This is a genomic window from Flavobacterium aeripolare, from assembly GCF_013294025.1.
Classification (GTDB): Bacteria; Bacteroidota; Bacteroidia; order Flavobacteriales; family Flavobacteriaceae; genus Flavobacterium.
Map to the genome: position 1 here is coordinate 100553 of NZ_JABSNL010000013.1, position 25921 is coordinate 126473.

16 protein-coding genes are annotated in these 25921 nt (G+C 36.9%); 3 read left to right on the forward strand and 13 right to left on the reverse strand.

Annotation, left to right across the window (positions count from 1 at the left end; genetic code table 11):
- From HNQ00_RS14425 to HNQ00_RS14445, 5 genes are all read right to left on the reverse strand, one after another.
- Window positions 1-2394, reverse strand: a complete 2394-nt coding sequence (locus tag HNQ00_RS14425) for a TIM-barrel domain-containing protein (protein WP_173839209.1) — start codon at window positions 2392-2394, stop codon at window positions 1-3.
- A 221-nt stretch (window positions 2395-2615) separates the two neighbouring features.
- A complete protein-coding gene (locus HNQ00_RS14430) occupies window positions 2616-4922 on the reverse strand; it encodes a glycoside hydrolase family 65 protein (RefSeq protein WP_173839210.1) in 2307 nt (768 codons plus the stop codon).
- A 69-nt stretch (window positions 4923-4991) separates the two neighbouring features.
- Window positions 4992-5648 (reverse strand): beta-phosphoglucomutase, encoded by a 657-nt coding sequence (pgmB, locus tag HNQ00_RS14435; RefSeq protein WP_173839211.1) that lies wholly within the window; start codon window positions 5646-5648, stop codon window positions 4992-4994.
- Between the two features lie 79 nt (window positions 5649-5727).
- Window positions 5728-7080: an MFS transporter gene (locus HNQ00_RS14440; protein WP_173839212.1), complete on the reverse strand. Its 1353-nt coding sequence runs from the start codon at window positions 7078-7080 to the stop codon at window positions 5728-5730.
- Window positions 7081-7271: 191 nt separating this feature from the next.
- Window positions 7272-8303 (reverse strand): LacI family DNA-binding transcriptional regulator, encoded by a 1032-nt coding sequence (locus tag HNQ00_RS14445; RefSeq protein ID WP_173839213.1) that lies wholly within the window; start codon window positions 8301-8303, stop codon window positions 7272-7274.
- Between the two features lie 226 nt (window positions 8304-8529).
- Here HNQ00_RS14445 and HNQ00_RS14450 point away from each other — a divergent pair, with 226 nt between their 5' ends.
- The 3 genes from HNQ00_RS14450 to HNQ00_RS14460 are packed head-to-tail and all read left to right on the forward strand — an operon-like array spanning window position 8530 to window position 14277.
- On the forward strand, window positions 8530-11505 hold the full coding sequence (locus HNQ00_RS14450) for a SusC/RagA family TonB-linked outer membrane protein (RefSeq protein WP_173839214.1): 2976 nt from the start codon (window positions 8530-8532) through the stop codon (window positions 11503-11505).
- 36 nt (window positions 11506-11541) lie between these two features.
- Window positions 11542-13146, forward strand: coding sequence for a RagB/SusD family nutrient uptake outer membrane protein (locus HNQ00_RS14455; RefSeq protein ID WP_173839215.1), 1605 nt, complete (start codon window positions 11542-11544; stop codon window positions 13144-13146).
- Between the two features lie 21 nt (window positions 13147-13167).
- Window positions 13168-14277 (forward strand): SusE domain-containing protein, encoded by a 1110-nt coding sequence (locus tag HNQ00_RS14460; RefSeq protein WP_173839216.1) that lies wholly within the window; start codon window positions 13168-13170, stop codon window positions 14275-14277.
- A 101-nt stretch (window positions 14278-14378) separates the two neighbouring features.
- Here HNQ00_RS14460 and acs read toward each other — a convergent pair whose 3' ends face one another.
- From acs to HNQ00_RS14500, 8 genes are all read right to left on the reverse strand, one after another.
- Window positions 14379-16286: an acetate--CoA ligase gene (gene acs, locus HNQ00_RS14465; protein WP_173839217.1), complete on the reverse strand. Its 1908-nt coding sequence runs from the start codon at window positions 16284-16286 to the stop codon at window positions 14379-14381.
- A gap of 11 nt (window positions 16287-16297) precedes the next feature.
- The gene (locus HNQ00_RS14470) at window positions 16298-18199 is read right to left on the reverse strand and encodes an acetate--CoA ligase (protein ID WP_173839218.1); all 1902 of its coding nucleotides are present in this window, start codon (window positions 18197-18199) and stop codon (window positions 16298-16300) included.
- Window positions 18200-18213: 14 nt separating this feature from the next.
- Window positions 18214-18576, reverse strand: a complete 363-nt coding sequence (locus tag HNQ00_RS14475; RefSeq protein ID WP_173839219.1) for a response regulator transcription factor — start codon at window positions 18574-18576, stop codon at window positions 18214-18216.
- Window positions 18573-21281, reverse strand: a complete 2709-nt coding sequence (locus tag HNQ00_RS14480) for a sodium:solute symporter family transporter (protein ID WP_173839220.1) — start codon at window positions 21279-21281, stop codon at window positions 18573-18575. The genes HNQ00_RS14475 and HNQ00_RS14480 overlap by 4 nt, the downstream gene beginning before the upstream one ends.
- 249 nt (window positions 21282-21530) lie before the next feature.
- Window positions 21531-23282, reverse strand: coding sequence for a sodium:solute symporter family protein (locus tag HNQ00_RS14485; protein WP_173839221.1), 1752 nt, complete (start codon window positions 23280-23282; stop codon window positions 21531-21533).
- A gap of 27 nt (window positions 23283-23309) precedes the next feature.
- On the reverse strand, window positions 23310-23570 hold the full coding sequence (locus HNQ00_RS14490) for a DUF4212 domain-containing protein (RefSeq protein WP_173839222.1): 261 nt from the start codon (window positions 23568-23570) through the stop codon (window positions 23310-23312).
- Window positions 23571-23594: 24 nt separating this feature from the next.
- A complete protein-coding gene (locus HNQ00_RS14495; RefSeq protein ID WP_173839223.1) occupies window positions 23595-24833 on the reverse strand; it encodes a porin family protein in 1239 nt (412 codons plus the stop codon).
- A 99-nt stretch (window positions 24834-24932) separates the two neighbouring features.
- The gene (locus tag HNQ00_RS14500) at window positions 24933-25352 is read right to left on the reverse strand and encodes an IS1/IS1595 family N-terminal zinc-binding domain-containing protein (RefSeq protein WP_173839224.1); all 420 of its coding nucleotides are present in this window, start codon (window positions 25350-25352) and stop codon (window positions 24933-24935) included.
- Between the last annotated feature and the right edge of the window lie 569 nt (window positions 25353-25921).

Sequence of the window (25921 nt, forward strand, 5' to 3'; positions counted from 1 at the left end):
TTAGAATTTAATTTTTATTTTTTCTGATGTTCCCTTGGTCCATTGCACGGGAATAGTAAGTGTCTTTTCTTTTTTGTTCCAATTAAAATCTACTGCTTTTCTATTGCTAGTGATTTTTTTAGGTTCAGCATCGCTGTTGTGAATAATCAACTGGATTTGGCGATCTATAACAGTGTAGTTAGCGCCAATTGTTGTGGTTAATTCAAAGCTCAAGATATTGCTTTTATTTTTGGCATTAAAATGTAAAATCTCATAGTTTCCTTTTTCGAAAGCTTCCGGGGTTTTACCATCATCATGGTACATTTTGCCAGAGCTTGCTTTTACATCGCTATCTTTATAATAATGTAAATTTATTTTTGAAGTAGTATAATTACGCGTAGTTTGCACCAAATCAGCCAGAGGGATAAAAGCACCGCCTCGCACAAATACCGGAATGTGTTCAGGAACAACAGTGATATTTTCAGTTGTCGCTGCCGCATATTTCTTGTTAGAATAAAAGTCAAACCAATTGCTACTTTTAGGGAAATAAATCGTTTTGTTAGCTGTGCCTGCATGCGTAATCGGAGTTACCAGAAAGTCATTTCCCCATAAATAGGTTTCGTTTACTTTTTGGATAACCGTATCTGTAGGTTCTTCAAAAAGTAATGGACGCATCAATGGCGTTCCTTTTTGATTGTTTTCGAAAGCTAGGGTGTAATTATACGGAATCATTTGGTAGCGTAATTCGATGGCTTTACGTGTTCTGTCTTTTGTGATTTCGTCTTTAAAAATAGGTTCAGAAGGAACGTCTTCCTGCGCATGCGGGCGAAAAATAGGTTGGAAAACGCCATATTGCAACCAGCGGGTGTACAATTCATTATCATCTGTTGCTCCAGCAAAACCGCCCAAGTCAGAGTGCATGTATCCCATACCTTGCATTCCCATTTGGAGTGCGATTTCTGTTTGTGCTTGCAATCCGCCCCAAGATCTACTAACATCACCTGACCAGGGAATCATGCCGTATCGTTGTGATCCAGAATATCCTGCGCGCATTAATATAAAAGGCCTTTGTTGTGCGAAATCTTTTTTATAACCGTCTTGAACAAGTTTTGCCCAATTATGCCCATAGATATTATGAACCTCATCGGCTTTTCCAGCAACCGTGATCGCAGCAGACGGAAATACTTCAGGTTCGCCAAGATCTCCCCACAATCCTGCAACACCTTGATTGATTAAATTTTTATAAATGTCCCAAAACCATTGCTTGCCTTCGGGTTTAAAAATGTCGATGATTCCCGTGTTTCCAAAATAGAAATCGTAGGTAAAGGGTTTGCCATTGCTATCTGTGGCTAAGATTTTTTTATCGACTGCTTCTTGCCATTTGCTTGACGTAGTCAATATAAAAGGTTCAGTGATTAGAACTGTTTTGACGCCTGCTTTCTCAAGATTAGCAATCATGTTTGTAGGCTCCGGAAAACTTTCTTTGTCCCAATCTAAATTCCCCATTGTTCCTTGAACGGTTTTCCCAAACCAATACAAGTCCAGAATTACAGCGTCTACAGGAATTTTTTCGTCTCTATATTTTTGAATGGTCGCTTCGGTTTCAGCTTGGGTGTGGTAACCAAAACGACTAGCAAAATTCCCAAACGCCCAACGAGGAGGCAAAGGTTGTTTTCCTGTTAAGGTGGTGTAACTAGTAATCAAATCGGTCCAAGAATCAGCGGCGATTACTTGATAGGTTTTTCGGCCAGAGATTGTTTCGTATGCTAGGGTGTTGTTTTTTTTACTGTCTAAATCTAAGTACCCAATGGCGGCATTGTCAAAATGAACGGCATATATTTTTGATGACATTACCAGTGGCATGGTGAAATTCATTAATTCTGAATGCGTATCATAACCGTAATGTGCACGGTTGTACAATTGCAAACGGTTGCCACGGCGGTTCATGCCTAAAACGCGTTCGCCTGCTCCATACAATGCTTCTGATTTATCTAAATTAAAATCGAGTACTTCTGTGCTGTCTTTTTTTATGTAGCCGTTCTTCTCAGAGAGTAGTGCTTTCGATTTATAGAAATAACTAATCTGAAAAGGTGATTTGGTTACCGTAACCGCAATTCCTTGAGTAGACAAAACGATTTGCGTATTTGTTTCTTTTATTTTAGCAATGTTGTTTTCAGGTTCAAGAACAACTGCGTGCGATGTTGCGTTTGGCTTATTTTTTTCGAATGTTGGAATAAATGTAGTCGCTACAATTTTGTCAGTATATGCAGTGATACTATAGTTACCATCAGAAGTTGTTATTTCTAATGTGTTGTGGTTGTATCTGCTGTTTTTAAATTTTCGGTTTGCATTTTGCGCAAATGAAAATGTGATTGTAAAAACCAGTAGTAAGATGCTGAGAAGGAATTTGTTCATGGTACTTTTTTTTAGCCCCGATTGCGCCGGTATCCTCGTAACGTAGTGGAGAGATATAGGGAAAAGCGGGAAATAGCTTCTAATAATTACAAGCAAAAAAATAGTGTTGTTGCTACTTAAAATAGTCTAAGTAAGCGGTTTTTTAAAATAATAGGGAGGCATTACGTACTTTGAAAAAATCATTTGGGTAATGCCTCGATATCATTCATTTATTAAAAATCTTATGCCATAGCTTGTTCGTTTGCACGAACTAGTAGCGGTTTGTCATTGATATAAACGGTAAGATCTTGTGAACCCTCAAGGGTGATTTGGGTTTCGTTATGGTTTACAATTACTTTCAAAATTTGGTTTCTAAAATTAATTTTGAACGAATAACCGTCCCATTCTTTAGGGATTTTAGGAGAGAAATGTAAGCTGTCGTTTTTAACGCGCATTCCTCCAAAACCTTCTACAATACTCATCCAAGTTCCCGCCATTGACGTGATGTGGCAGCCTTCTTCAACCTCTTTGTTGTAGTCGTCTAGATCCAATCGAGATGTTCGTAAATAAAACGTATACGCCATATCCATTTTGTCTAACAAGGCAGCTTGAATAGAGTGTACGCAGGGCGAAAGCGAACTCTCATGTACCGTGAATGACTCATAAAAATCAAAGTTTTTATGTAGGTCTTCTTTCGAAAAGTGATCTTCAAAAAAGTAGAAACACTGCAATACATCAGCCTGTTTTATGTAAGGCGAACGCAACACGCGATCCCACGACCATTTTTGATTTATAGGGCGTTGTGATTTGTCTAAATCCTTAACGGGAACCAAATCTTTGTCTAAGAAACCGTCTTGCTGCAAGTAGATTCCCAACGCTTCTGATTTAGGGAAATGCATGTTATCCGCTACTTTTTTCCACTCTTGGATTTCGCTATCACTTAGGTTTACTTTTTCGATAATTCTACTGTGATCTTCAGCATATTCTGAAGCTACTTTTTGAATTTGTTCGAATGCATAATCAATACACCATTTTGCAATATAATTAGTGTAGAAATTATTGTTGATGTTGTTCTCGTACTCATTAGGACCAGTCACACCTAGAATTACGTATTGGTTTTTATCCTTCGAAAAAGAAGCGCGCTGATGCCAGAAACGAGCGATAGCAATCAATACTTCTAATCCTTTTTCGGGAATGTACGAGTAATCGCCGGTAAAACGGTGGTAGTTGAAAATCGCAAAAGCGATAGCGCCATTTCTGTGAATTTCTTCGTGCGTGATTTCCCATTCGTTGTGGCATTCTTCCCCGTTCATTGTCACCATAGGGTAGAGGGCAGCACCATTTTTAAAGCCTAAGTTTTTCTCGGCATTTTCGATGGCTTTGTCCAATTGATTGTAACGATACGTTAATAAATTACGGGCAACCTGCTGGTCTTTTGTCGCCATGTAAAACGGTATGCAATAGGCCTCTGTGTCCCAATAAGTGGATCCACCATATTTCTCTCCAGTAAATCCTTTTGGTCCAATGTTTAATCGGCTGTCCTTACCTAAATAGGTTTGGTTTAACTGAAATATATTAAAGCGAATTCCTTGCTGTGCTTTTACGTCACCATCAATAGTAATGTCTGACATTTCCCAAATCTTTGCCCAAGCAGCAATTTGGTCTTGCAACAATTGATTGTATCCTTTGGCTAAAGCCGCTTGAATTGCTTTTTCGGCAGCCGTTTGCGTGTTGCTATGGTTTAAAGAAACTGTGTAACCACCAATTTTTTGAATAGAAGATGTTTTTCCTTTTGCCACAATCACCGCATACAGACTTTGAATTTTGTCTGCAGTAGTATTGAAGTTGGTAGGAGAGAGGTTTAGATTTTTACCATTTTCAAAAACACTATTCTGCATAAAAGTGGTCACTTTAAAATGCGTTTTGAATGTTTGTGCAGTTACAAAGGCCTCGTTACCGGTGTGTTTTACATCAAGAGGTTCCCAGAATTTCTCATCCCAGTTAGCATCTTCATTTGTAACACCAGCGTCAATATAAGGTTTGTAAACTATTTTTGCATCTTTGTTTAATGGCGTGATTTCGTAGTTAATAATCCCTACCTCATCTAAGTCTAAAGCCAAGAAACGCGTTACGTTTACGGCAATCTCCGTTCCGTTTTTTAAAGTGGCTTCAAATGAGCGGCTGTACCAACCTTCTTTCATGTTCAACTCACGACGGAAATTTTTTATTTCGCTGCATTTATTTAGATCGAAAATCTCATCGTTGATTTCGATATCAATCCCAATCCAATTAGGCGCATTCAATACTTTAGCAAAATATTCTGGGTAGCCGTTTTTCCACCAGCCCACTTTAGTTTTGTCTGGATAGTAAATTCCGGCAATATAACTACCTTGAAAAGTAGCTCCAGTGTAGGTTTCTTCAAAATTAGCACGTTGTCCCATCGCGCCATTTCCTATACTGAAAAGGCTTTCAGATGACTTTACGCTTTCTGCGTCAAATCCTTCTTCGATGATAGACCAATTATCGGGTTTTATATAATCTTGATTCATTTTGTTTGATAGTTTTGTAGTTCAAGTTTTATTGCTGTCACGAGATACAGCCAAGGAAATACTTGCGTCTTATTTGTTGATTAATTCTTGAATGAAGCGGGTCGTTATTTGAGTAAAATCCTCAAAAATATACTGTGCTTCGTGTAGTGTTTTTTCTTCTCCTATTCCTATGCTGATCATCTTGGCAATGTTAGCTGCTTGAACACCCGCAACCGAATCTTCAAATACAATTGCATCCGCTGGATTGCTGTTCAAGTGTTTTGCTGCGATCAAGAAAACCTCTGGATCTGGCTTGGCGTTAGAGACATCATTACCGTCAACAATCGCATCAAAAAAATGGATGATGCCCGTTTTTTCTAGAATAGGTCTCGCGTTTTTACTCGCCGAACCTAAAGCGATAGGTTGGTTGTTTTGCTTTAAAAATTCTAATACTGGAATGACACCAGGAAGGATTTCGCTTTGATCCATATCGACTAAATAGCTTAAATATTCGTCGTTTTTTTGAACCAGCCATTTGTTTTTGTCTTCTTGCGAAGCCTGAACGTTTCCTAGTTCGAGGATAATATCAAGAGAGCGAACACGGCTTACGCCTTTAAGGAGTTCGTTATGCTCTAATGTGAAGTCTATGTTTAGTTCTTGAGCAATTTTTTGCCAAGCTAAATAATGGTATTTTGCCGTATCGACGATTACTCCGTCGAGGTCGAATATAAATGCTTTTTTACGCATGTCGAGAATAATTTTTTGTGAAAAATAAGTGGTTTAAGCAGTTTTGCTTAAGGATTAAATCAGGATAAGTCTGGACTGATTATTTTTTTACAACATCATCGACATCTTTTACTTTTACTACCAGCACTGCGGCGATGAGAAAACTCACTCCACTAGTTACCAGTGCAAAAATAGCATCGTCATGATAGAAGTATTTAACCAGTGGACCACCAATTAAAGCGTTGATAATTTGCGGAATCACGATAAAGAAATTGAAAATCCCCATATACACCCCCATTTTTAAAGGCGATATAGATCCTGCGAGAATGGCGTATGGCATTGATAAAATACTAGCCCATGCAATTCCTACACCTACCATAGAAAGGATTAACCAATCTTCGTTAGGCATGAAATACATAGAGATTAAACCAAGACCACCAATGGTTAAGGAAATAGAATGCGTTAGTTTTCTACCTATTTTCTTAGCGATGTAAGGAAGTGCAAAAGCGTAAAATGCAGAAACCAAATTGTAGATTCCAAAAAGGACACCAACCCAGTCACCGGCAGTTTGATACGCCTCACTTTTACTATCGTTGATAGGCAGACCGTAGATGTGGTGCGCAATAGCAGGAGTGGTAAAAACCCACATGCCAAAAAGTCCAAACCAAGAGAAAAACTGCACCCAACTCAATTGTCGCATGGTAGTAGGCATTTTTCTAAAGTCTTCAAAAATATCGAGAAGACTGGATTCTTTTTCTACAACTGCTGTTTCTTGATGAGCTTGTTCGTCTTCAAACTGGGCTAATTCTTCAGGTGAATATTCCTTAGTAGTAAAAATGGTTACTAGAATAGAACCAATTAAGATTACTGCACCAATGACAAATGAAAGAATCAAATGCATAGGAACGCCGCCATCTTCATTTCGATTAGAAACACCAAACCAATTAGTCAAAACATAAGGAAGCCAAGAACCTATTACGGCTCCAAAACCAATTAAGGCCGTTTGAACGCTAAATCCTAATGTTCTTTGATCTGTTCTTAAATTGTCTCCCACTAAAGCTCTGAAAGGTTCCATAGCAATATTGAAAGAGGCATCCATAATCATTAACATTCCAGCTCCAACCCATAAGGCAGGAAGTAATGCGATGAAAATTTCGGCTTGTGGCATTAATATCAAACCTACTGAGGCCAATACTGCACCAATTAAAAAGAAAGGTTTTCTACGTCCAAATTTTCCCCAAGTCTTGTCACTATAATGACCAATTATGGGTTGAACGATAAGTCCCATTAAAGGAGCAATAATCCAGAACCATGACAGCTCGTGAACATCGGCACCAAAAATTTGAAGAATTCTACTCGCATTTGCATTTTGAAGAGCAAATCCCATTTGTATTCCCAAGAATCCGAAACTCATGTTCCAGATTTCCCAAAAACTTAATTTACGCTTTTCCATTATCGTAATTTAAATATTAATACGATAAGCGCGATGCTTATCAAAACTTAACTTATTTTTCGAAGTAAAAGTAAAAGCTTTGATTGGGGTAAATGTAGAAATTAATTTCAAACATTTGTTTTTTGCATCTAAAAAAATCCAAAGATTAACAACTACAAGGTTGTAGTAATGAATAGTATAGCAGAATAGTTTTAATTTGTTGACTCTCTTTCGACCAAATGGGTTTCAATTACTTCGGTTTGATAGTTTTCTACCTCCTCTTCCTCAGTTTCATGTTCGAGTTCTAAGCGATCAATTAACATTTTTGCCGCTTTGTTTCCCATTTTCTTTCCGCTTTGACTTACGGTGGTAATTGTAGGAGTAGAATATTTAGAAATCATTCCATCTGTAAAAGCGATTACAGCCAGGTCATTAGGAACATTTAATCCCATTTTATTAGCAGCTTTAATACTGGTTACGGCAAAGAGTTCGTTTACTGCAAAGACCGCATCAATTGCTTTGTCTTCTAGTAGTTTACCTATGATTACTTCACAAGTATCTACATCTTCGATCTTGATGATGAGGTTTTCGTTGAATGGTAAGCCGTTATCAAGCAACGCTTTAGTATAGCCATCTGTTCTTAATTTACCTACGCTTACATAGTCTACAGTGGTTACTAATGCTATTTTTTTGCGCCCTTTATCAATCAAACTTTGAACCGCTTCATAAGCTGCAGACTTGTCGTCGATGATTACTTTGTCACATAATATCTCGCTTGTCACGCGGTCAAACATAACTACTGGCATGCCTTGGTTAATCACTTCAGTAATGTGGTGAAAGTCTCCTTTAAGTTGCGTCTCTTTAGACAACGACATAATGAAACCATCAATACTACCATTAGCAAGCATTTCCATATTTCGAACTTCTTTATCGAATGAATCGTCAGAGAGGCATATGATTACGCTGTACCCATTTTCGTTAGCTACTTGTTCGATTCCATTAATAACTGTCGAGAAAAAGTAGTGTACAATCTCAGGAATAATGATTCCGATTGTTTTTGTTTTGCGATTTTTTAAGCTTAGTGCAATGTTATTGGGTTTGTAATTATAGAATTTGGCAAACGCTTGCACTTTCAATCTGGTTTCCTCACCAATTTCCAAACTGTTTCTAAGGGATTTTGAAACCGTTGAAATAGAAACGTCTAGTTCTTTTGCAATTTGTTTAAGCGTTACTTTTCTTTTCATAATTATAAACTTGATAAAATTATTATTCGTAATAAAGGTATGTTTTGTTTTTATTAATGGCAATTTTCCCTTTAAAAAATTGGATTATTCAGAAAGTTTTCAACACTATTACGTTTTCGTAAACCTATCTGAGTTACCCTTTGTCGAGACTGTGAAAATTTACATAATTTTAACATTCGAAGTAAGAGTAAAGTTCAAATAAAATTAATCAATTTAAACAAAAAGTATGAAAACAATTTATAAAAAGTTGTTATTTTTATTACTATTACTACCAGTAAGTATTCTAGCACAGACTACTTTAAACGGAGTTGTTGTTGATAAAGCATCAGGACAACCTATTCCGGGAGTAAATGTAAATATTCAAGGCGCCATAAACGGAGTTTCGACTGATTTTGATGGAAAGTTCCAATTAACAAATTTGAAAAGTGGAAACAAAGTAGTTTTCTCATTTATAGGATATGCTAATTCGGAAATCACGTATACAAATCAAAAAACCGTAACGGTATCTTTACAAGAAGATCAAAATGTATTGCAAGAAGTTGTGGTGCAAGTAGGTTACGGAACTGTAAAGAAGAAGGACGCAACGGGTTCTGTATCACAAATTTCGTCAAAGGAATTTAATAAAGGACAAAACGTAACTCCTGAAAGCTTAATAAGCGGAAGAATCTCAGGTGTAAATGTAACAGGAGGAGGTTCACCAGGAGCCAAAGCAGATATTCGTATTCGTGGAGGGTCTTCTTTAAGTGCTTCTAATGAGCCATTAATTGTATTAGATGGTTTGCCATTAAGTAATACGGTACCTTCAGGTTCAACTAGTATTCTATCAACGATTGACCCTAATGATATTGAGTCATTCACAGTTTTGAAAGATGCCTCAGCTGCAGCAATCTACGGATCTAGAGCAGCAAATGGAGTTATTGTAATCACTACTAAAAAAGGAAGTAAAGGAGCTGTAAAAGTGAATTTTAGTTCGCAAGTAGGGATTAACACTGTTGCTGACAAAGTAGATGTGTTGAATGCAGATCAATTTCGTTCACTAGTAAATGAAATAGGTTCTGATGCTCAAAAAGGATTGTTGGGAACAGCAAGTACAAACTGGCAAGACGAGATTTTTCAAACTGCCCTTACTACAAATAACAACATCTCTGTAAGCGGTGCTTTGTTTAATAAATTGCCTGTGAGATTATCTGTGGGTAACGTTTCTAATCCAGGGATTCTTAAAAATACTTCATTCGAAAGAACAACAACTTCATTGTCTTTAAACCCTGTTTTATTCGATAATCATTTGAGAATTGACATCTCGGGGAATTTATCTTTTGGTAAAAATAGATTTCAAGATGAAGGTGGTGTGATAGGAAGTGCAATAGGTTTTGACCCTACGCAATCAGTTTACCAAGCAGGTTCTCGCTACGGAGGATATTTTGAATGGTTAGAGCCAAATGGTAACTTACCATTATTGCCAGCTAGAAACCCAGTTGCTAGATTGAATCAAGATGAGAGAAGAGCGACTTCGACTAGAAAATGGGGGAATGTAAGATTAGATTATAAATTGCATTTCTTTGAAGATTTAAGAGCAGTAGTTGAAGCAGGAATTGATCGTTACGATAGTAGTGGTTCTACTACAGTGAGTACAGAAAGTGCGTTAGGATTTCAACCTAAAGCATTCTCAGATCCAGCGTATGCTAATTTAGGAAACTATTCTAGTTATACAGATGCATTACAAAACAAAAACTTAAATGCGTATTTTAATTATACTAAAGATGTAGGGAAGTTTAAAGTTGATGCAACGGCAGGGTACAACTACCAATTGTTCCAAAAAGAAAAGTACGAATCGGGTGAAACTAGACAGCCTAATCCTAATGAAGATGTAATTACAGATCCAGATATTAATTTACAATCTTATTTTGGACGTTTGAACATAGGGTTTGATAGCCGTTACTTATTGACTTTAAATTATAGAAGAGACGGTACATCACGTTTTTCAGAAGAAAACAGATGGGGTAATTTTGCAGGAGCTGCATTTGCATGGAACTTGTCTGATGAAGCATTTTTAAAAGGAAATGAAACACTTTCAAACTTAAAATTAAGAGTAGGTTACGGTACAACGGGACAGCAAGACATCTCGGCTCAGTATGATTATTTACGAAGAGTAACTTTAGGATCTATTAATTCACAGTATATTTTTGGTAATACGATATACTCTACTGCAAGACCAGAAGGATATAATGAAAATATCAAATGGGAAGAATTAGCAGAGATGAACGTGGGTATTGACTACGGTTTTTTAAATGATAGAATTACGGGATCAATCAACTATTTTGATAAAAAATCTACTGATTTACTAGCAGATATTGCCGTTCCTGATGGCGCAAATATTAGAAATCAAGGTTTCTTTAACATTGGTAGTGTACGAACAAAAGGAGTCGAATTTAGTATTGCATCAGATATTGTTAAGAACGATAACCTGACTTGGAATGTTGCTTTCAATACCACTTATATTGATCAAAAAATTGAAGAATTAGGAATCACTGTTCCTGGTTTTCAAGGATATTTAACTGGAGACAATATCTCTGGAGGTAACGGAAATAAAGTTCAAATTAATAGTGTAGGCTTTACGCCAAATTCATTCTTAGTGTACGAACAATTGTATGATGCTAATAACAGACCAATTCAAGGGGCTTACGTTGATAGAAATAACGATGGTAAAATTGATACAGCAGACAGATACCGTCATAAAAAACCAGCTCCTGATTATACTTTTGGTTTTTTCTCAACAGTAAATTACAAGAATTTTGACTTTACAATGAACTGGAGAGCAAGTTTAGGAAATTATATTTTTGATAACGTAAGTTCAAATTTAGGATACTCTGATGCTGGATTAAGAAGACAAACTGATTTGTCTAACATTAGTAGTGATTATTACAATACAGGTTTCAACTTTGAAGACAATGGAACACAGCGTTACCTGTCTGACTATTTTGTAAAAGATGCTTCTTTTGTGAAATTAGACAATGTAACAGTGGGTTATACTCTTGATAAAGCATTATTGACAGCAGCAACTTTACGATTTACATTTGGTGTTCAAAACGTGTTTACACTTACAAAGTATAACGGTTTAGATCCAGAAAAATTTAACGGAATTGACAATAACGTGTACCCAAGAGCAAGAGTTTTCTTGGTAGGTGTAAATGCTAATTTCTAATAGTATACTGATAAATTAATTTTAAAAATAAACGAAATGAAAATATCATTTAAATATATATCTTATTTCCTCCTATTAATTATGGGAGTGAGTATGACGCTTTCATCGTGTACAAATGATTTGAATGTAACGCCAGGAGATGATGATGAGTTCTTATCTGAAGCTTTCTTTCAAGATCCTGCATCTTACAAACAAGTGCTAGCAAAATTGTATGCTGGTTTGTATGTGGGAGGTAACGACGGAGATTCTAAGGCAGATATCGCGGGTATTGGAGGGGATTTTAGTAGTTACTTGCGTTTGCTTTTTGTGACACAAGAATTTACAACTGATGAAGCGATCATTGCATGGGCAGATGGTACTTTGCCTACCTTAAATACGCAAACATGGTCACCAGCAAATGAGTTTCTTGAAGGAACGTATTCAAGAGCTTTTTACCACATTAGTGTTGCAAATGAATTTTTACGACAAACTACTGAGGAGAAATTAACCGCTAGAGGTGTCGATGAAAATTTGAAAAAAGAAATCGCTACTTTTAGAGCTGAAGCTCGTTTTTTAAGAGCGTTCTCTTATTACAATCTAATGGATTTATTTGGTAATGTGCCTATTACTACAGAAAATGATCCTGTTGGATTTTTCTATCCTGAGCAAAAAACAAGAGCAGAGGTTTTTGCCTTTGTAGAATCAGAATTGAAAGATTTAGATAGTAGTCTAGCAGATTCTCGATCTAATGAATATGGAAGAATTGACAAAACTGCGGCAAAGTTTTTATTAGCTCAAGTGTACTTAAACGCTCAAGTTTATATAGGACAGGATAAGTTTAGTGAAGTAGCTACATTAACTAATGAGATTATTACAAGCTCAAATTACACATTTGCTCCTGTTTACAAAAATATTTTCTCTGCAGATAACGACAGAAACGGTGCTCAAAACGAAGTGATTTTTCCTATTGTAGGAGATGGAAATGCGATTAGAGCAACTGGTGGTGGAATGAGTTTTATCATGCACGCTTCTATAGGTGGTAGCATGGATGCTGCTAGCCGTGGTATGGATGGTGGATGGCAAGGGATTAGAACTCGTAGAGAGTTTGTTAATCTTTTTCCTGACGCAAATGGAATCGCTGATAAAAGAGGTTCATTCTATACTGATGGACAGTCACTAGATATCAACAACGTAGGAACTTTTACAGATGGTTACGCAGTAACTAAATACATTAATAAAAATGCAGATGGAACAGCGGCACAAAGAAACGATATACCAGATATTGATTTCCCAATGTTTAGATTATCTGATGCGTATTTAATGTATGCTGAAGCTACTTTAAGAGGAGCGGCTTCTGGAAACATGGCGACTGCTTTAACGTATGTAAACAAAATTAGAGCGAGAGCAAATGCGACGCCAATCACAGCAGCTAACTTGACTTTGGATTTCCTTTTAGACGAAAGAGGTAGAGAACTTCATTGGGAATGCCATAGAAGAACAGATCTTATTCGTTTTGGCAAATTTACTGGAGCTTCAAAAATCTGGCAGTGGAAAGGTGGAAGCATCAATGGAACAGCTACAGAATCATTCCGTGATTTAATGCCAATTCCTGCCCGTAACATTCAAGCAAATCCAACATTGAAACAAAATCCAGGATATTAATCACTGATAAAAAATAATAAGATGAAAAAGATAAGTAAATTTCTAATCGCATTTGTCAGTGTTTTAACGGTGGCTTGTAATGCAGATGATGTTGATAACCGCCCAGTATTAAGCGGTACAGCGATTCCAGAAGTAGTATCGCCAAAAACCGGTGATGCCTTTGTTTTACTAGAGGAAGACGCTTCAAAAGAAGCCGCTATGTTCTCATGGTCATCGGCGGAATATAGCGCTGCAGTAGCAGTTGATTATACCGTATTGATGGACAAGCAAGGTGGTGATTTTACAGCGCCTATTACACTAGCAACTACTAAGAATGTATTGAGCACATCAGTATCTGTGAAGCAATTGAACCAATCTGCAATTGATTTAGGGGGAAAACCAGATGAGGTTAGTTCGTTTGACATTATGATTAGATCAAAAGTAGCTTCTGGCGGAATACAAGAATCAACAAAGATTGCAACCATTACCGTGACGCCGTACTCAGGTAGAGTAGATTACAATTTTGAAGAATGGTATTTAGTAGGTGATGCAACTGTTTCTGGATGGGACAATAATAAGGGCAACCAAATCCTTTTTAGAAGTGCAACTGACCCAAAGGAATATAAATTCACGGGATACTTCAAAGCGGGTGCGTTTAAAACAATCAGAGATTTAGGGAATTGGATCCCTATGTACGGTGGAAAAAATGGATCATTAGTATACCGTGGTTCTGATGCAGATGCTGACCCAGTTAGTTTTGAAATTGCCACAAGTGGGTATTATACTTTTACAATGAACATCGAAACGTTGAAGTACACCTTAGTACCTTATATTGCAACTGCAGCTCCTGCTTACACTACTATTGGAATTATTGGTAGTAGCACTCCAAAAGGTTGGGATGGCTCTACTGCAATGGTGCAATCTACTTTTGACAAACACATTTGGTCTTTAGGAATCACTAGCCTTAAAGAAGGGGAGTTAAAATTTAGAGCTAATGATAGTTGGGATGTAGCATGGGGAGCAACTACGGCTTTCTCTGGTATGAGTTCTAATGCTGCGGGAAGTGCAAATATTCCGGTGGCTAAATCTAAGTATGTAATTTACTTCAATGATTTAGACGGTAGTTACTTAATGATTCCTAATCAAGGATAAAGGGTATTCTTAAAACTACAATTTTTCAAGAATTACAAGAATATAAAAAAAGCTACTTCAGTGATGAAGTAGCTTTTTTTGTTTCTTTTCGAATATGTAAATTATAATTTCCCTTGTTTAATTTCATCCACAATTTCCGGATTTAATAAGGTGGTGATGTCACCAAAATTATCAAATTCTCCTTCGGCGATTTTGCGTAGAATGCGGCGCATAATTTTCCCCGAGCGTGTTTTAGGCAAGCCTGATACAAACTGTATTTTGTCTAATTTAGCTATAGGTCCTATTTGGTTAGAAATTTGTTGATTGATCTCTTTTATAAGGTTGTTACGATCCCTTTGTTCTCCAGTTTCTTTTAGAATCACAAATCCGTACAATGCATTTCCTTTAACATCATGTGGGAAACCTACGATTGCACTCTCTGCAACAGCAGGATGCTCATTGATTGCATCTTCGATTGGTGCAGTTCCTAGATTATGTCCTGATACTATTACAACATCATCCACACGCCCGGTTATTCGATAATAACCTACCTCATCACGTAAAGCTCCATCACCAGTGAAGTACTTTCCTGGAAAAGCAGAGAAGTAAGTGTCTTTGTAACGTTGATGATCTCCCCAAATAGTACGTGCAATTCCAGGCCATGGAAATTTAATGCAAAGACTTCCTACTACTTGATTCTCTTCAATTTCATTTCGTTTTTCATCCATTAAAACGGGTTGGATCCCAGGTAATGGCAACGTAGCATACGTAGGTTTTGTAGGGGTTACAAACGGGATTGGCGAAATCATAATTCCACCAGTTTCTGTTTGCCACCAGGTATCGACAACTGGACATCTTTTGTCTCCCACGTGGTCATTGTACCAGTGCCAAGCTTCTTCGTTAATAGGTTCGCCCACAGATCCAATCACTTTTAAGGACTTCAACGGGAATTTTTGAACATAATCTAAGCTTTCTTTGGCCAATGCTCTAATGGCAGTAGGCGCAGTATAAAACTGGGTAATATTGTGTTTTTCTATAATTTCCCAAAAACGACTGTAGTCAGGGTAAGAAGGAACGCCTTCAAAAATCACCGTCGTAGCTCCGTTTAATAAAGGGCCGTAGAGAATGTACGAGTGTCCAGTAATCCAACCGATATCAGCAGTACACCAGTAGATGTCATTTTCTTCGTAGTTAAAAACGTTTTTAAAAGTATAAGCGGTGTAAACCATATAACCAGCTGTAGTGTGCACCATTCCTTTTGGTTTTCCAGTAGATCCAGATGTATAAAGAATAAACAAAGGATCTTCTGCATCCATGATCTCCGCTACGTTATTCTCTAATGCTTCATCTAAAAGTGGCTGCAACCACTGGTCACGACCTTCTATCATAGTCACCGCATTGTTTGTGCGCTTCACCACTAGAACTGTTTTGACGCACTCGCAATCTAACAAAGCCTCGTCGATAATCTCTTTAAGATCAATGGTTTTATTTCCACGGTAACCACCATCAGAGGTGATGACTATTTTACACTGGCTATCTTTTATTCTTGTTGCCACAGCAGAAGCTGAAAATCCTGCGAATACCACTGAGTGAATAGCACCTATTCTAGCGCAAGCTAATGTTGCTACGGCTAGTTCAGGAATCATAGGCAAGTAGATGCATACGCGGTCGCCTTTAGTGACACCTTGTTCTTTTAAAACATTAGCCATTTTACTCACACGCAGGTGTAAATCATTATAGCTTATGTGTTGTGCTTCCTCTTTAGGGTCGTTTGGTTCAAAAATTATGGCAGTTTTATCTCCCTTTTTAGCCAGGTGTCTGTCGATGCAGTTTTTTGTAATGTTGACTTTTGCTTCTGTAAACCATTTTACTTCGGCTTCAGCCAAATTAAAATCGACTACTTTATCCCATTGCTGGTACCAAGTGAAATTTTCAGAGGCAATCTTGTCCCAGAATTTTTTAGGTTCGCGCACCGATTTTTTATATTCTTTAAAATACTCTTCGAGGTTATTTATTTTATAGCGACTCATGTTATTTGTCTTTATGTGGTTTTATAAAAACCAATTTTATATTCCTTTAATACGTCTTCAATTTCTTCAATAATACTTTCATCGTCAATGGTAGAAGGGATTTGGTACGCTTCTCCATCAGCTAAGCTACGCAATAATCTTCTTAATGTTTTTCCAGATCTAGTTTTTGGTAACCTTTTAACAACAACGCAACTTTTTAAGGATGCCACAGCGCCTATCTGGTGTCGTACTAGGTTTTCTATTTCTTGTTGCAATTGAAAATGACTCATTTCGGTATTTGATTTGGTCACTACCAATGCAAAAGGTACTTGCCCTTTTAGTTCGTCGTGAATACCAATTACTGCACACTCTGCAATTTCGTTATGTGAAGATACAACTTCCTCCATATCTGCAGTAGAAAAACGGTGCCCAGCAACGTTTATCACATCATCAACTCTACCTGTGATAAAAATGTAATCGTCTTCATCTTTATATCCGCCATCACCGGACAAATAGTATCCATCAAATTTAGTAAAATAACTACTTTTAAAGCGTTCTTGATTGTTCCAAATTCCGAGCATATTTCCAGGAGGAAGCGGTAGTTTTATAACTACAAAGCCTTCTTCATTAGGACCTAATTCTTGCCCATTTTCATTGAAGATTTTAATGTCATATCCACAAACGGCTTTTGTAGCAGACCCACTTTTAACCTTCATTTTTTCTACTCCCAATGAGTTAGAAACCATGGGCCAACCTGATTCTGTTTGCCACCAGTGATCAATTACCGGGATAGGAATGTGTTTTTGGTACCATTCTATTGTTGCACTATCGCAACGTTCGCCAGCAAGAAATTGTTTTTTTAAATTGCTGAGGTCGTAATTTTTTATAAATTCTCCATCAGGGTCGTCCTTTTTTATGGCTCTAATGGCAGTAGGGGCAGTGAACATGGTATTCACTTTATGATCTGCAATTACTCTCCAGAACGTACTTGCATCAGGAGTTTTAATAGGTTTTCCTTCAAAAATGATCGTGGTGGTTCGGTTTAGCATGGGGCCGTACAGGATGTAACTGTGTCCTACAGCCCAACCCATATCTGACGCTGCCCAAAAAGTTTCTGCTGGTTGAACATCATAAATGTATTTCATCGAAAATAAAAGTGCCACAGCATAACCAGCCGTGTCTCTAACAATTCCCTTAGGTTTTCCAGTGGTTCCTGAAGTGTAGAGTATGTAAGAGGGGTGATTTGATTTTAGTGGAACGCAAGGAGTTTCTTCAGATCCATATACTAAATTGTCATAGTCAACATCGTATTTCTTGAAGGGAACGCGAGCGCCTAATTTTCGATTAAAAACAATCACTTTTTTAGGACGATGTGTGGCTAGTTCGATTGCTTCATCGACAAGAGGTTTGTAAGCAATAAGACGGTCAAATTCAATTCCAGATGAGGCAGTAATAATCAACCTAGGTTTGCAATCATCAATTCTTACCGCTAGTTCATGGGGAGCAAATCCGCCAAAAACTACGGAATGAACTATACCAATTCTAGCACATGCTAACATAGCAAAAGCCGTTTGGGGAATCATAGGCATGTAAATAATGGCAGTGTCTCCTTTTTTTAACCCTAGAGCGAGCATGCCGCTAGCGAGTTTTGCGACCTCTGTTTTGATGTCGGTGTAGCTATATTTTTTTACTGTTTGCGTAACTGGTGAGTCATATATTAAAGCAATTTGATCGCCATAACCATCTTCAATATGTTTGTCGACACTTAAATAACATAGGTTGAGCTCGCCATCTTCAAACCACAGCGGATAATCATTCTCATCTTTTGATAAAATGATTTCTGGTTTTATATACCAAGCAATCTGTTCGGCTTGTTTTGCCCAAAATTGCTCTGGCTCATGAATGCTCTCGTTGTAAAAATCGTTGTAATTCATAAGGCGATTATTTTTTATTGGATTAAATCATTTACTTGTTCTACTAATTTTTTTATCGAAAAAGGTTTGACTACATATAAGTTAGCTCCTAGTTCTAGCCCTTTGTCAATGTCTTGCTGCTTGTTCTTTGCCGAGAGAAAGACCACCTTGCAGTGGCTAAGCTTTGGATTGTTCTTTATTTGTTCTAGTGTGGCATAACCATCAACCATAGGCATCATCACATCAAGAATGATTATGTCAGGTTGTTGTGTCTTTACTATCTCTAAGGCTTCTAAACCGTCACGAGCAATGAAAACTTCGAAATCATTTTTTTTAAAAGTATATTCGAGTGACATGACTATGTTAGGTTCGTCGTCTACAATTAAAATTTTTTTCATAAAGGACTGTTTTCTTTTGTGTTGTAATTGGGTAATGTGAATATAAAGGTGGCACCAGCAGTAGTTTTTTCTGTCCAGATTTTGCCTTTATGCAGTTCAATAATTTGTTTGCAAATTGCAAGACCAAGTCCGCTACCTATAGGCTTTTTTACATTTTGATCGCGAGACTGATAGAATTTATCAAAGATGCTTTCTCTGTCCTCAGCTTTAATCTCTTTACCGTTATTGTATATTTTAACTACTACATTTTGCTGTTCTTCAGTAACCGTAATAGTGATTTTTCCTGTTTCTTCTGATGCGAATTTTATGGCATTAGAAACTAGATTTTGAATCACTTGAATCATTCTTTCTTCGTCATAAAACGCTTTTATTTCTTTGCTACCTCTATTGAAATCAACTTGAATGTTTTTGTTTTTAATCAATTGCTGCAAAGGGAGCAATGTGTTTGAAATTGTTTTTAGGATATCGTTTTTAGACAGATATAATTTTTGTTTTCCTGTTTCAAATTTTTCTAAATCTAGAATTTTATCAATTAGGCGGTTCAATCTATCAGACTCTGTGATAATGCTTTTTAAAAATTGCTTTCTCACTTCTAGCGGTATGTCGTCATCGTCATGTAAAATCTCGCTTGCTGCTCTAATTGCTGTAATAGGCGTTCGCAGCTCATGAGTTACGGTGTCTAGGAATTCATCTTTTTGTATGTCCTTATTTACTAATTCTATATTAGCATCTTTTAATTGTTCCGAAATTGTTTTTAGAGCTCTCGAAGTATCAGTGAGTTTTTTATTAATGATAAGGTTCTCCTTTGATTCTTCTAAAATTCTTAGTACTTCTGGCAGGCTAATTTTATCTTCTTTGATCACGCTTGCAATTAGAATTTTGGCGGAAGCCGTACCTATATGACCCGTTAATAAATTCTCGGCAAACTTGATAAATTTGGCATCAGCCGTATTGTTGTTTTTATCCACATTGTACTTAGCGTTAAAAAATGCTAATGCTCTAGCGGTGCGTGCTTCTCCCAAGAATCTTTTTAATACCTTTTGAATATCAGAAACATAAGCGATCCCTTTCCACACAAATGCATTTTCATGATTGGTAATGTATTTGTCGATATCCACAAACATTTCGGCATAATTGCGTTCTCTATAATTGCCTTTGAAACTAACCGAAATAGCGAGGTAACTCATTACATTTAGCAACATACTCCAAAAGAAAGCATGCGGAATGGGCTCTAGGTAATCAAGGCCGAAGATTGCAAAGGGCTTGAACATACCATAACCCCACGGACCTTCTTGAATAAACGTACTAGAAGACTTAGTAACTCCTATAGCATACGGAATCAAGATGGTGTATAAACAGACAATAAATCCTAAAATGATTCCGGTTACAGCGCCCTTCTTTGAGCCTCTTCTCCAAAATATGGCTCCAAAAAAGGCTGGAGCTAACTGTGCAATTACAACAAAGGACACCAAACCGATTGATACTAAGGAATAGTCTAAAACAAAACCGCGGTAAATAGCATACGCAAAAATGATTAAAAGAAAGATTCCTATTTTTCTCGAAAGAACAATACGCTTGCTGTTTTTTTCTTGTGAGACATCTTGCAAGGATCCCACGAAACCATAGGGAATTAATAAATTGTTGCTTAGCATAGTAGCTAGTGAGATTGACGAAACAATTATCATCGAAATTGCAGCCGAAAAACCACCTAGAAAAACCATCACTGTTAGGAACTTATTGTCAAAATACTGCGGTATCAGTAGGGAATAGGTGTCGGCATTTAACCGTTGTCCTTCAAATAATATATTGCCTCCCCAAGCTATTGGGTATACAAAAATATTAAAAAGTAGTAAGTATAAAGGGAAAAGCCAAATGGCTGTTTGTATGTGTTTCTCTTTATTATTCTCTACAATCGAAGTATGGAACTGTCGCGGTAAAAGGAAAATAGCAAACATTGACAAGACACAAAGAAAAAACCAGTTTAGTCCTTCGGATAGTCCGCCTATGGTATTTTTTTGTGCAAAATTCTCTAACAATGATGCCTTAACATAAATATCGTCAAAACCATCAAAGACATAAAAGGTAACGTAAGAACCAATGATTAAAAAGAAGATCAATTTTAAAATAGATTCGATCGCCACCGCGGTTACTATGCCTCGTCTTTTCTCAGAAGCATCCACATATTTTGTTCCATAATAGGAAGCAAAAAGTGCTAGTGCAAGACATACGTAGGTTGTGGTATCACTGAAAATATTAGTACTAGATGCTGTTCTAGTGACTATATTAAAAGTATCTGAAATTGATTTTAATTGTAAAGCAATGTACGGTAAAATCCCAAAAATGCACACTAAAGTGACTAATGCACCTAGAAATCGGCTGTTGCCGTAGCGTAGCGAAATAAAATCGGCGATGCTTGTAATTTTATTGACTCTAGAAATACGAATGATCTTTTTTAAAATAATCATCCAGGTAGGGATAATTATTATTGGACCTACGTAAATTGTAAGATAGCTGAGACCTGAGGTTGCTGCCACACCAATGCTTCCATAATACGTCCAAGCTGAGCAATAAACGGCTAACGAGAAAGAGTAGATATAGGCATTGTTTGTCCATTTTGAATGACTTTTTTTCTCAGCCCAGTGCGCTATGTAGAATAACATAGAAACATAGAGTGCTAATATAATAAGGAGCCCTATACTACTCATAATATCTTTTTATAATGAGGAATGTAATGCCAACAGAAAATAACCAAGCCGAAAATATATGCAAGTAAATAATAGGGAAACCGCCAATGGCTGCTGCGCTATCAAATAATAACAATAAAGGAATATTCAACACTAATAACATTAATATTGAAAGGATAATCAATTTTTGTTCGTGGCGTTTTTTCATAAAATTAAATAATACAATCTCCACACGATGGTGTAGAGATTGTATCTAAAATAAAATAATTATTAATGTGTAGCTTCCCCTGCTCCAGAAGGGATTCTGATATTTTCTACGATTTCTTGAACATGAAGTGGCGGTGCAGCTGTAAAACTTTTTACAATAAAAGCAACTACAAAGTTGACTATCATTGCTACGGTTCCAAAACCTTCTGGCGAGATACCAAACCACCATGATGATTTCAATTCTGCGACAGCATCTTTTCCGCCATCGAATAATCCAAATTTAAATTTCAACATGTAAAATAACATTAATAACAGACCCGTTACCATTCCTGCAATTGCTCCTTCTTTATTCATTTTTTTGTCAAAAATCCCCAAAATGATTGCTGGAAACAATGATGCAGCTGCTAAACCAAAGGCAAGTGCGACTACGGCAGCCACAAATCCTGGAGGATTAATTCCAAAATATCCTGCAATAATTACCGCCACTGCAGCAGCGCCACGAGCAGCCCATAATTCTCCTTTTTCAGAGATATTTGGGTTAACCATTTTTTTAATAATATCATGTGATACTGATGCTGAAATTACTAATAACAATCCTGCAGCAGTAGACAAAGCAGCTGCCAAAGCTCCCGCTGCAACAAGTGCAATTACCCAGTTAGGCAAGTTGGCAATCTCAGGGTTTGCAAGTACCATAATGTCTTTGTCAATTGTTAGTTCGCTACCTTTATTTCCTTTGGCTGCTTGCGCTTCCATAAAAGCGACATCACTAGATTTGTCGTTGTAATATTGAATTTTGCCATCACCATTTTTATCTTCAAATGTTAGTAGTCCTGTCGTTTCCCATTTAGTAAACCAGGCTGGCATTGATGCGTACTCTTTTCCGTTTACGGTTTCGATCAAATTCGTTTTTGCAAATACAGCAATTGCTGGTGCAGTAGTGTATAAAATAGCAATTAATACTAAGGCATATCCTGCTGATTTTCTAGCGTCTTTTACCCTTTTTACGGTGAAGAAACGAACAATTACGTGCGGTAAGCCTGCAGTTCCTACCATTAAGGCGAGGGTGATTGCAAATACGTCAATCATTGATTTTGTTCCATTAGTGTAAGTGGCAAAACCAAGTTCTGTAGATAAGCTGTTCAATTTATCTAGTAAGTAGGTGTCTGATCCAGTTATTTTTCCTCCCATTCCTAATTGAGGAACAGGGTTTCCAGTCATTTGTATCGAAATAAAAATTGCAGGAACCATGAAAGCAAATATTAGTACACAGTATTGCGCTACTTGGGTATATGTGATTCCTTTCATACCACCCAGAGTGGCGTAAAATAATACAATCACCATTCCTATAATTACTCCAGTGTTAATGTCGACTTCTAAGAACTTAGAAAACACTAGTCCTACACCACGCATTTGTCCCGCTACATAGGTAAAAGATACTACTAGTGCACAGATAATAGCGACTGTTCTTGCGCTATTAGAGTAGTAACGTTCTCCTATAAAATCAGGAACTGTAAATTTTCCAAATTTTCTTAAGTAGGGAGCGAGTAGCAAGGCGAGTAAAACGTATCCACCAGTCCATCCCATTAGGTATACAGCGCCATCATATCCATCGAAGGAAATGATTCCTGCCATCGAAATAAATGAGGCAGCACTCATCCAGTCAGCGGCTGTTGCCATACCGTTTGCTAGAGGTGAGATCTCACCACCAGCCACATAAAATTCTTTAGTTGATCCAGCACGCGACCAAATCGCAATTCCGATATACAGAGCAAAAGTAAGCCCAACAATTATATAGGTCCAAGTTTGTAAATCCATGATAGTGTCTTTTTTATTTGTTAAAAATTATTCGTCGTAACCGTACTTTTTATCTAGTTTGTTCATGAGTCGAACATAGACAAAAATTAAGATGACAAAAACATAAATTGAACCTTGTTGAGCAAACCAAAATCCTAGCGGAAATCCACCTAATTTGATCGTATCTAACGATTCTTTGAATAAAATTCCTGCTCCGTAGGATACAGCAAACCAAATGCTTAATAAAATGAGTAAGTACCTAAGGTTTTCTTTCCAGTAGGCTGTGGCTTTGTCTTGATCTGAATTCATAATAGCTAGTTTTAAGTGGTTAGATTATAGATAAATCATTGCTTGTAAAGTCACTGTGTTGACCGCTTTGTTTGTAGCGTACTTTAAAGATTGGTATTCTAAAGTAAGTTTAGAGTTGTGACCGCTAAAAAAAGCATTAGCACCAGCACCTATTTGTGAAGCGTGATCGTTTATTGCATCAATTTTTCTGTGGTCATAGGAAACATAAGGTTGGAAACGCGTTTTAGATTTTCCTGGGAGTACATATCCTAAGTGGCCATGCAGCATAGAACCAGTTTCATAAGTTGTTCCTAGTCTGTAGTTTTGTCCGTAGTCTGAATTTTGGTAAAGGGCATAAGCAGTAATTGCTGCGTTTTTTTGTCCCACAGGTGCATCGTAAAATGCATCTAGTCCTAAAATAGTTACATCTTGACCAGATAAATTTCCTGCAAGATCTGCAATAACAGATCCGTTAGGGTGTGAGAAGAAACCAGCTCCAATATTAAATACTTTTTTAGTACCTAAGTAAGTCCCTACTTTATACGGTAGTAAGTTGCTTTCTGAATCTAAAATTTCATATTCGAAATAACCAGCGTATGTACGGCCAGATTCTTTAGAGCCTAATAAGCGTGCGCCACTATAAATGGCAGGTCCTCCATTAACAGGTAGGTTTGCGCCTTCAAGATTATTTGTAGCCGCCCCATTTATTGCAACACGGTATTGTAGTTTTCCAAAAGATCCCTTTGCAAATGCACCTATATGTCTAGCAAATTGATCAGATAAGCCTAGTGTTGCCCATGCTTGACGTTGATTGTCTAATGTTAATAGGTTTAAAGTGCTTTGATTGTTTAAACGCGATATTCCATTCCAGTAGTGAAGTCCGGCTCCAACCGCATTTTTTGATCCTAGACTATATTGTACATAGGCATCGTGCATGAACAATTGAGAACTTTCTCCCTTACCTGTAGGTGTTAGGTTTGAGGTATTAAGACTGTTAAGACCAAAATGGGTTACAATCATGAAATCCTTATTGATTTGAGCATATAATAATACCCTAGCTCTCCTCACGCTAAAGTCTAAATCAGCTTGTTCGTTGCCATTTGCATCAAGTGGTTTGTCAGAGTTGTATTGTGCCCAAACCTGTCCCCATGAAAGTACGCGAAGGTATTTTGAACCGTCATCATTTAAATTGAATTTCATCCCAGAGCCATAATCTGGTGAGCCTTGTGAGAATCCTTTAAGGGATAGCAATAAAAATATCGCAATAGAATAAACTTTTTTCATCTTAAATTTAATTTGGTTCGAAATCGTTTTCATTGTACCAAATTCTAAATTTTTGTTAATAAAAAAAATAATGCTATATATAAATGTTAAGTAGTATAGTTAGTCTTTAAATCGTTCCCACTTAATAAGCATGAATTTATCTCCTAGTTCTGTAATAATCATCCCTGCACCAGATAATTGTTCCTTCTTTTTTATATATTCAACTAACTCTAAGTGACTCAATATTTTGTAAGTAGGATGATAATTACCATGAGATGGTTTCTTGATATTGAATGATTTCACCCAGTTGCTTATTGTTACGTGCGACACCCCAATGATGCGCTCTATTTCTCGATAACTAAGCCCTTCAAGGTATAGCTGAAGTGCCTTAGTTACGTAATAATCATCTATCTTTTTGCCTATTTTATTTACCGTAAAAAAGTAGCGGCATTTTTTACATAGATACCTTTGTTTATTGTTGATAACACCACTTTTAATGATGTGGTCGCTTTGACATTTTGGACAGGCTAAAATCTCCATATATACTTATTTTGCATAAATATATTAAATTAGCAATTATAGTAAAGAGAATTTGATAATTATTTTAAAATAAAATTACGGTAAGTTTAGTAATTGTGGTTTTTTATTGAATATAGTGATGAAAAGTACGCAGTTAGTAAATTTTGATTGGTGATTTGAGTTGGATTGAACAAGAATGCTGTTAAGCCAACTTGATTAATGAAGAGAAGATGTACTAATTAGAAATAGCGTTTTTTAAGTGTTAGTTGTTGCCTAGGCTATGTGATTGATCAAGCTGTCATTAAAGCAAATTGCCAATAAGTTGAAAACGATGTGCAATTTTCTTCTAAAACAAAAAAACCAAACATTGCTGTTTGGGTTTTAGTGGTAGCTCCAGTTCCGATGCTTCGGAAGAACCAGTGAGTTGTGCTTTTCAATTTTCTTCTAAAACAAAAAACCCAAACATTGCTGTTTGGGTTTTGGTGGTACCTCCAGTTCCGATGCATCGGAAGAACCAGTGAGTTATGCTTTTCAATTTTTGTATAAAACAAAAAACCCAAACATTGCTGTTTGGGTTTTAGTGGTACCTC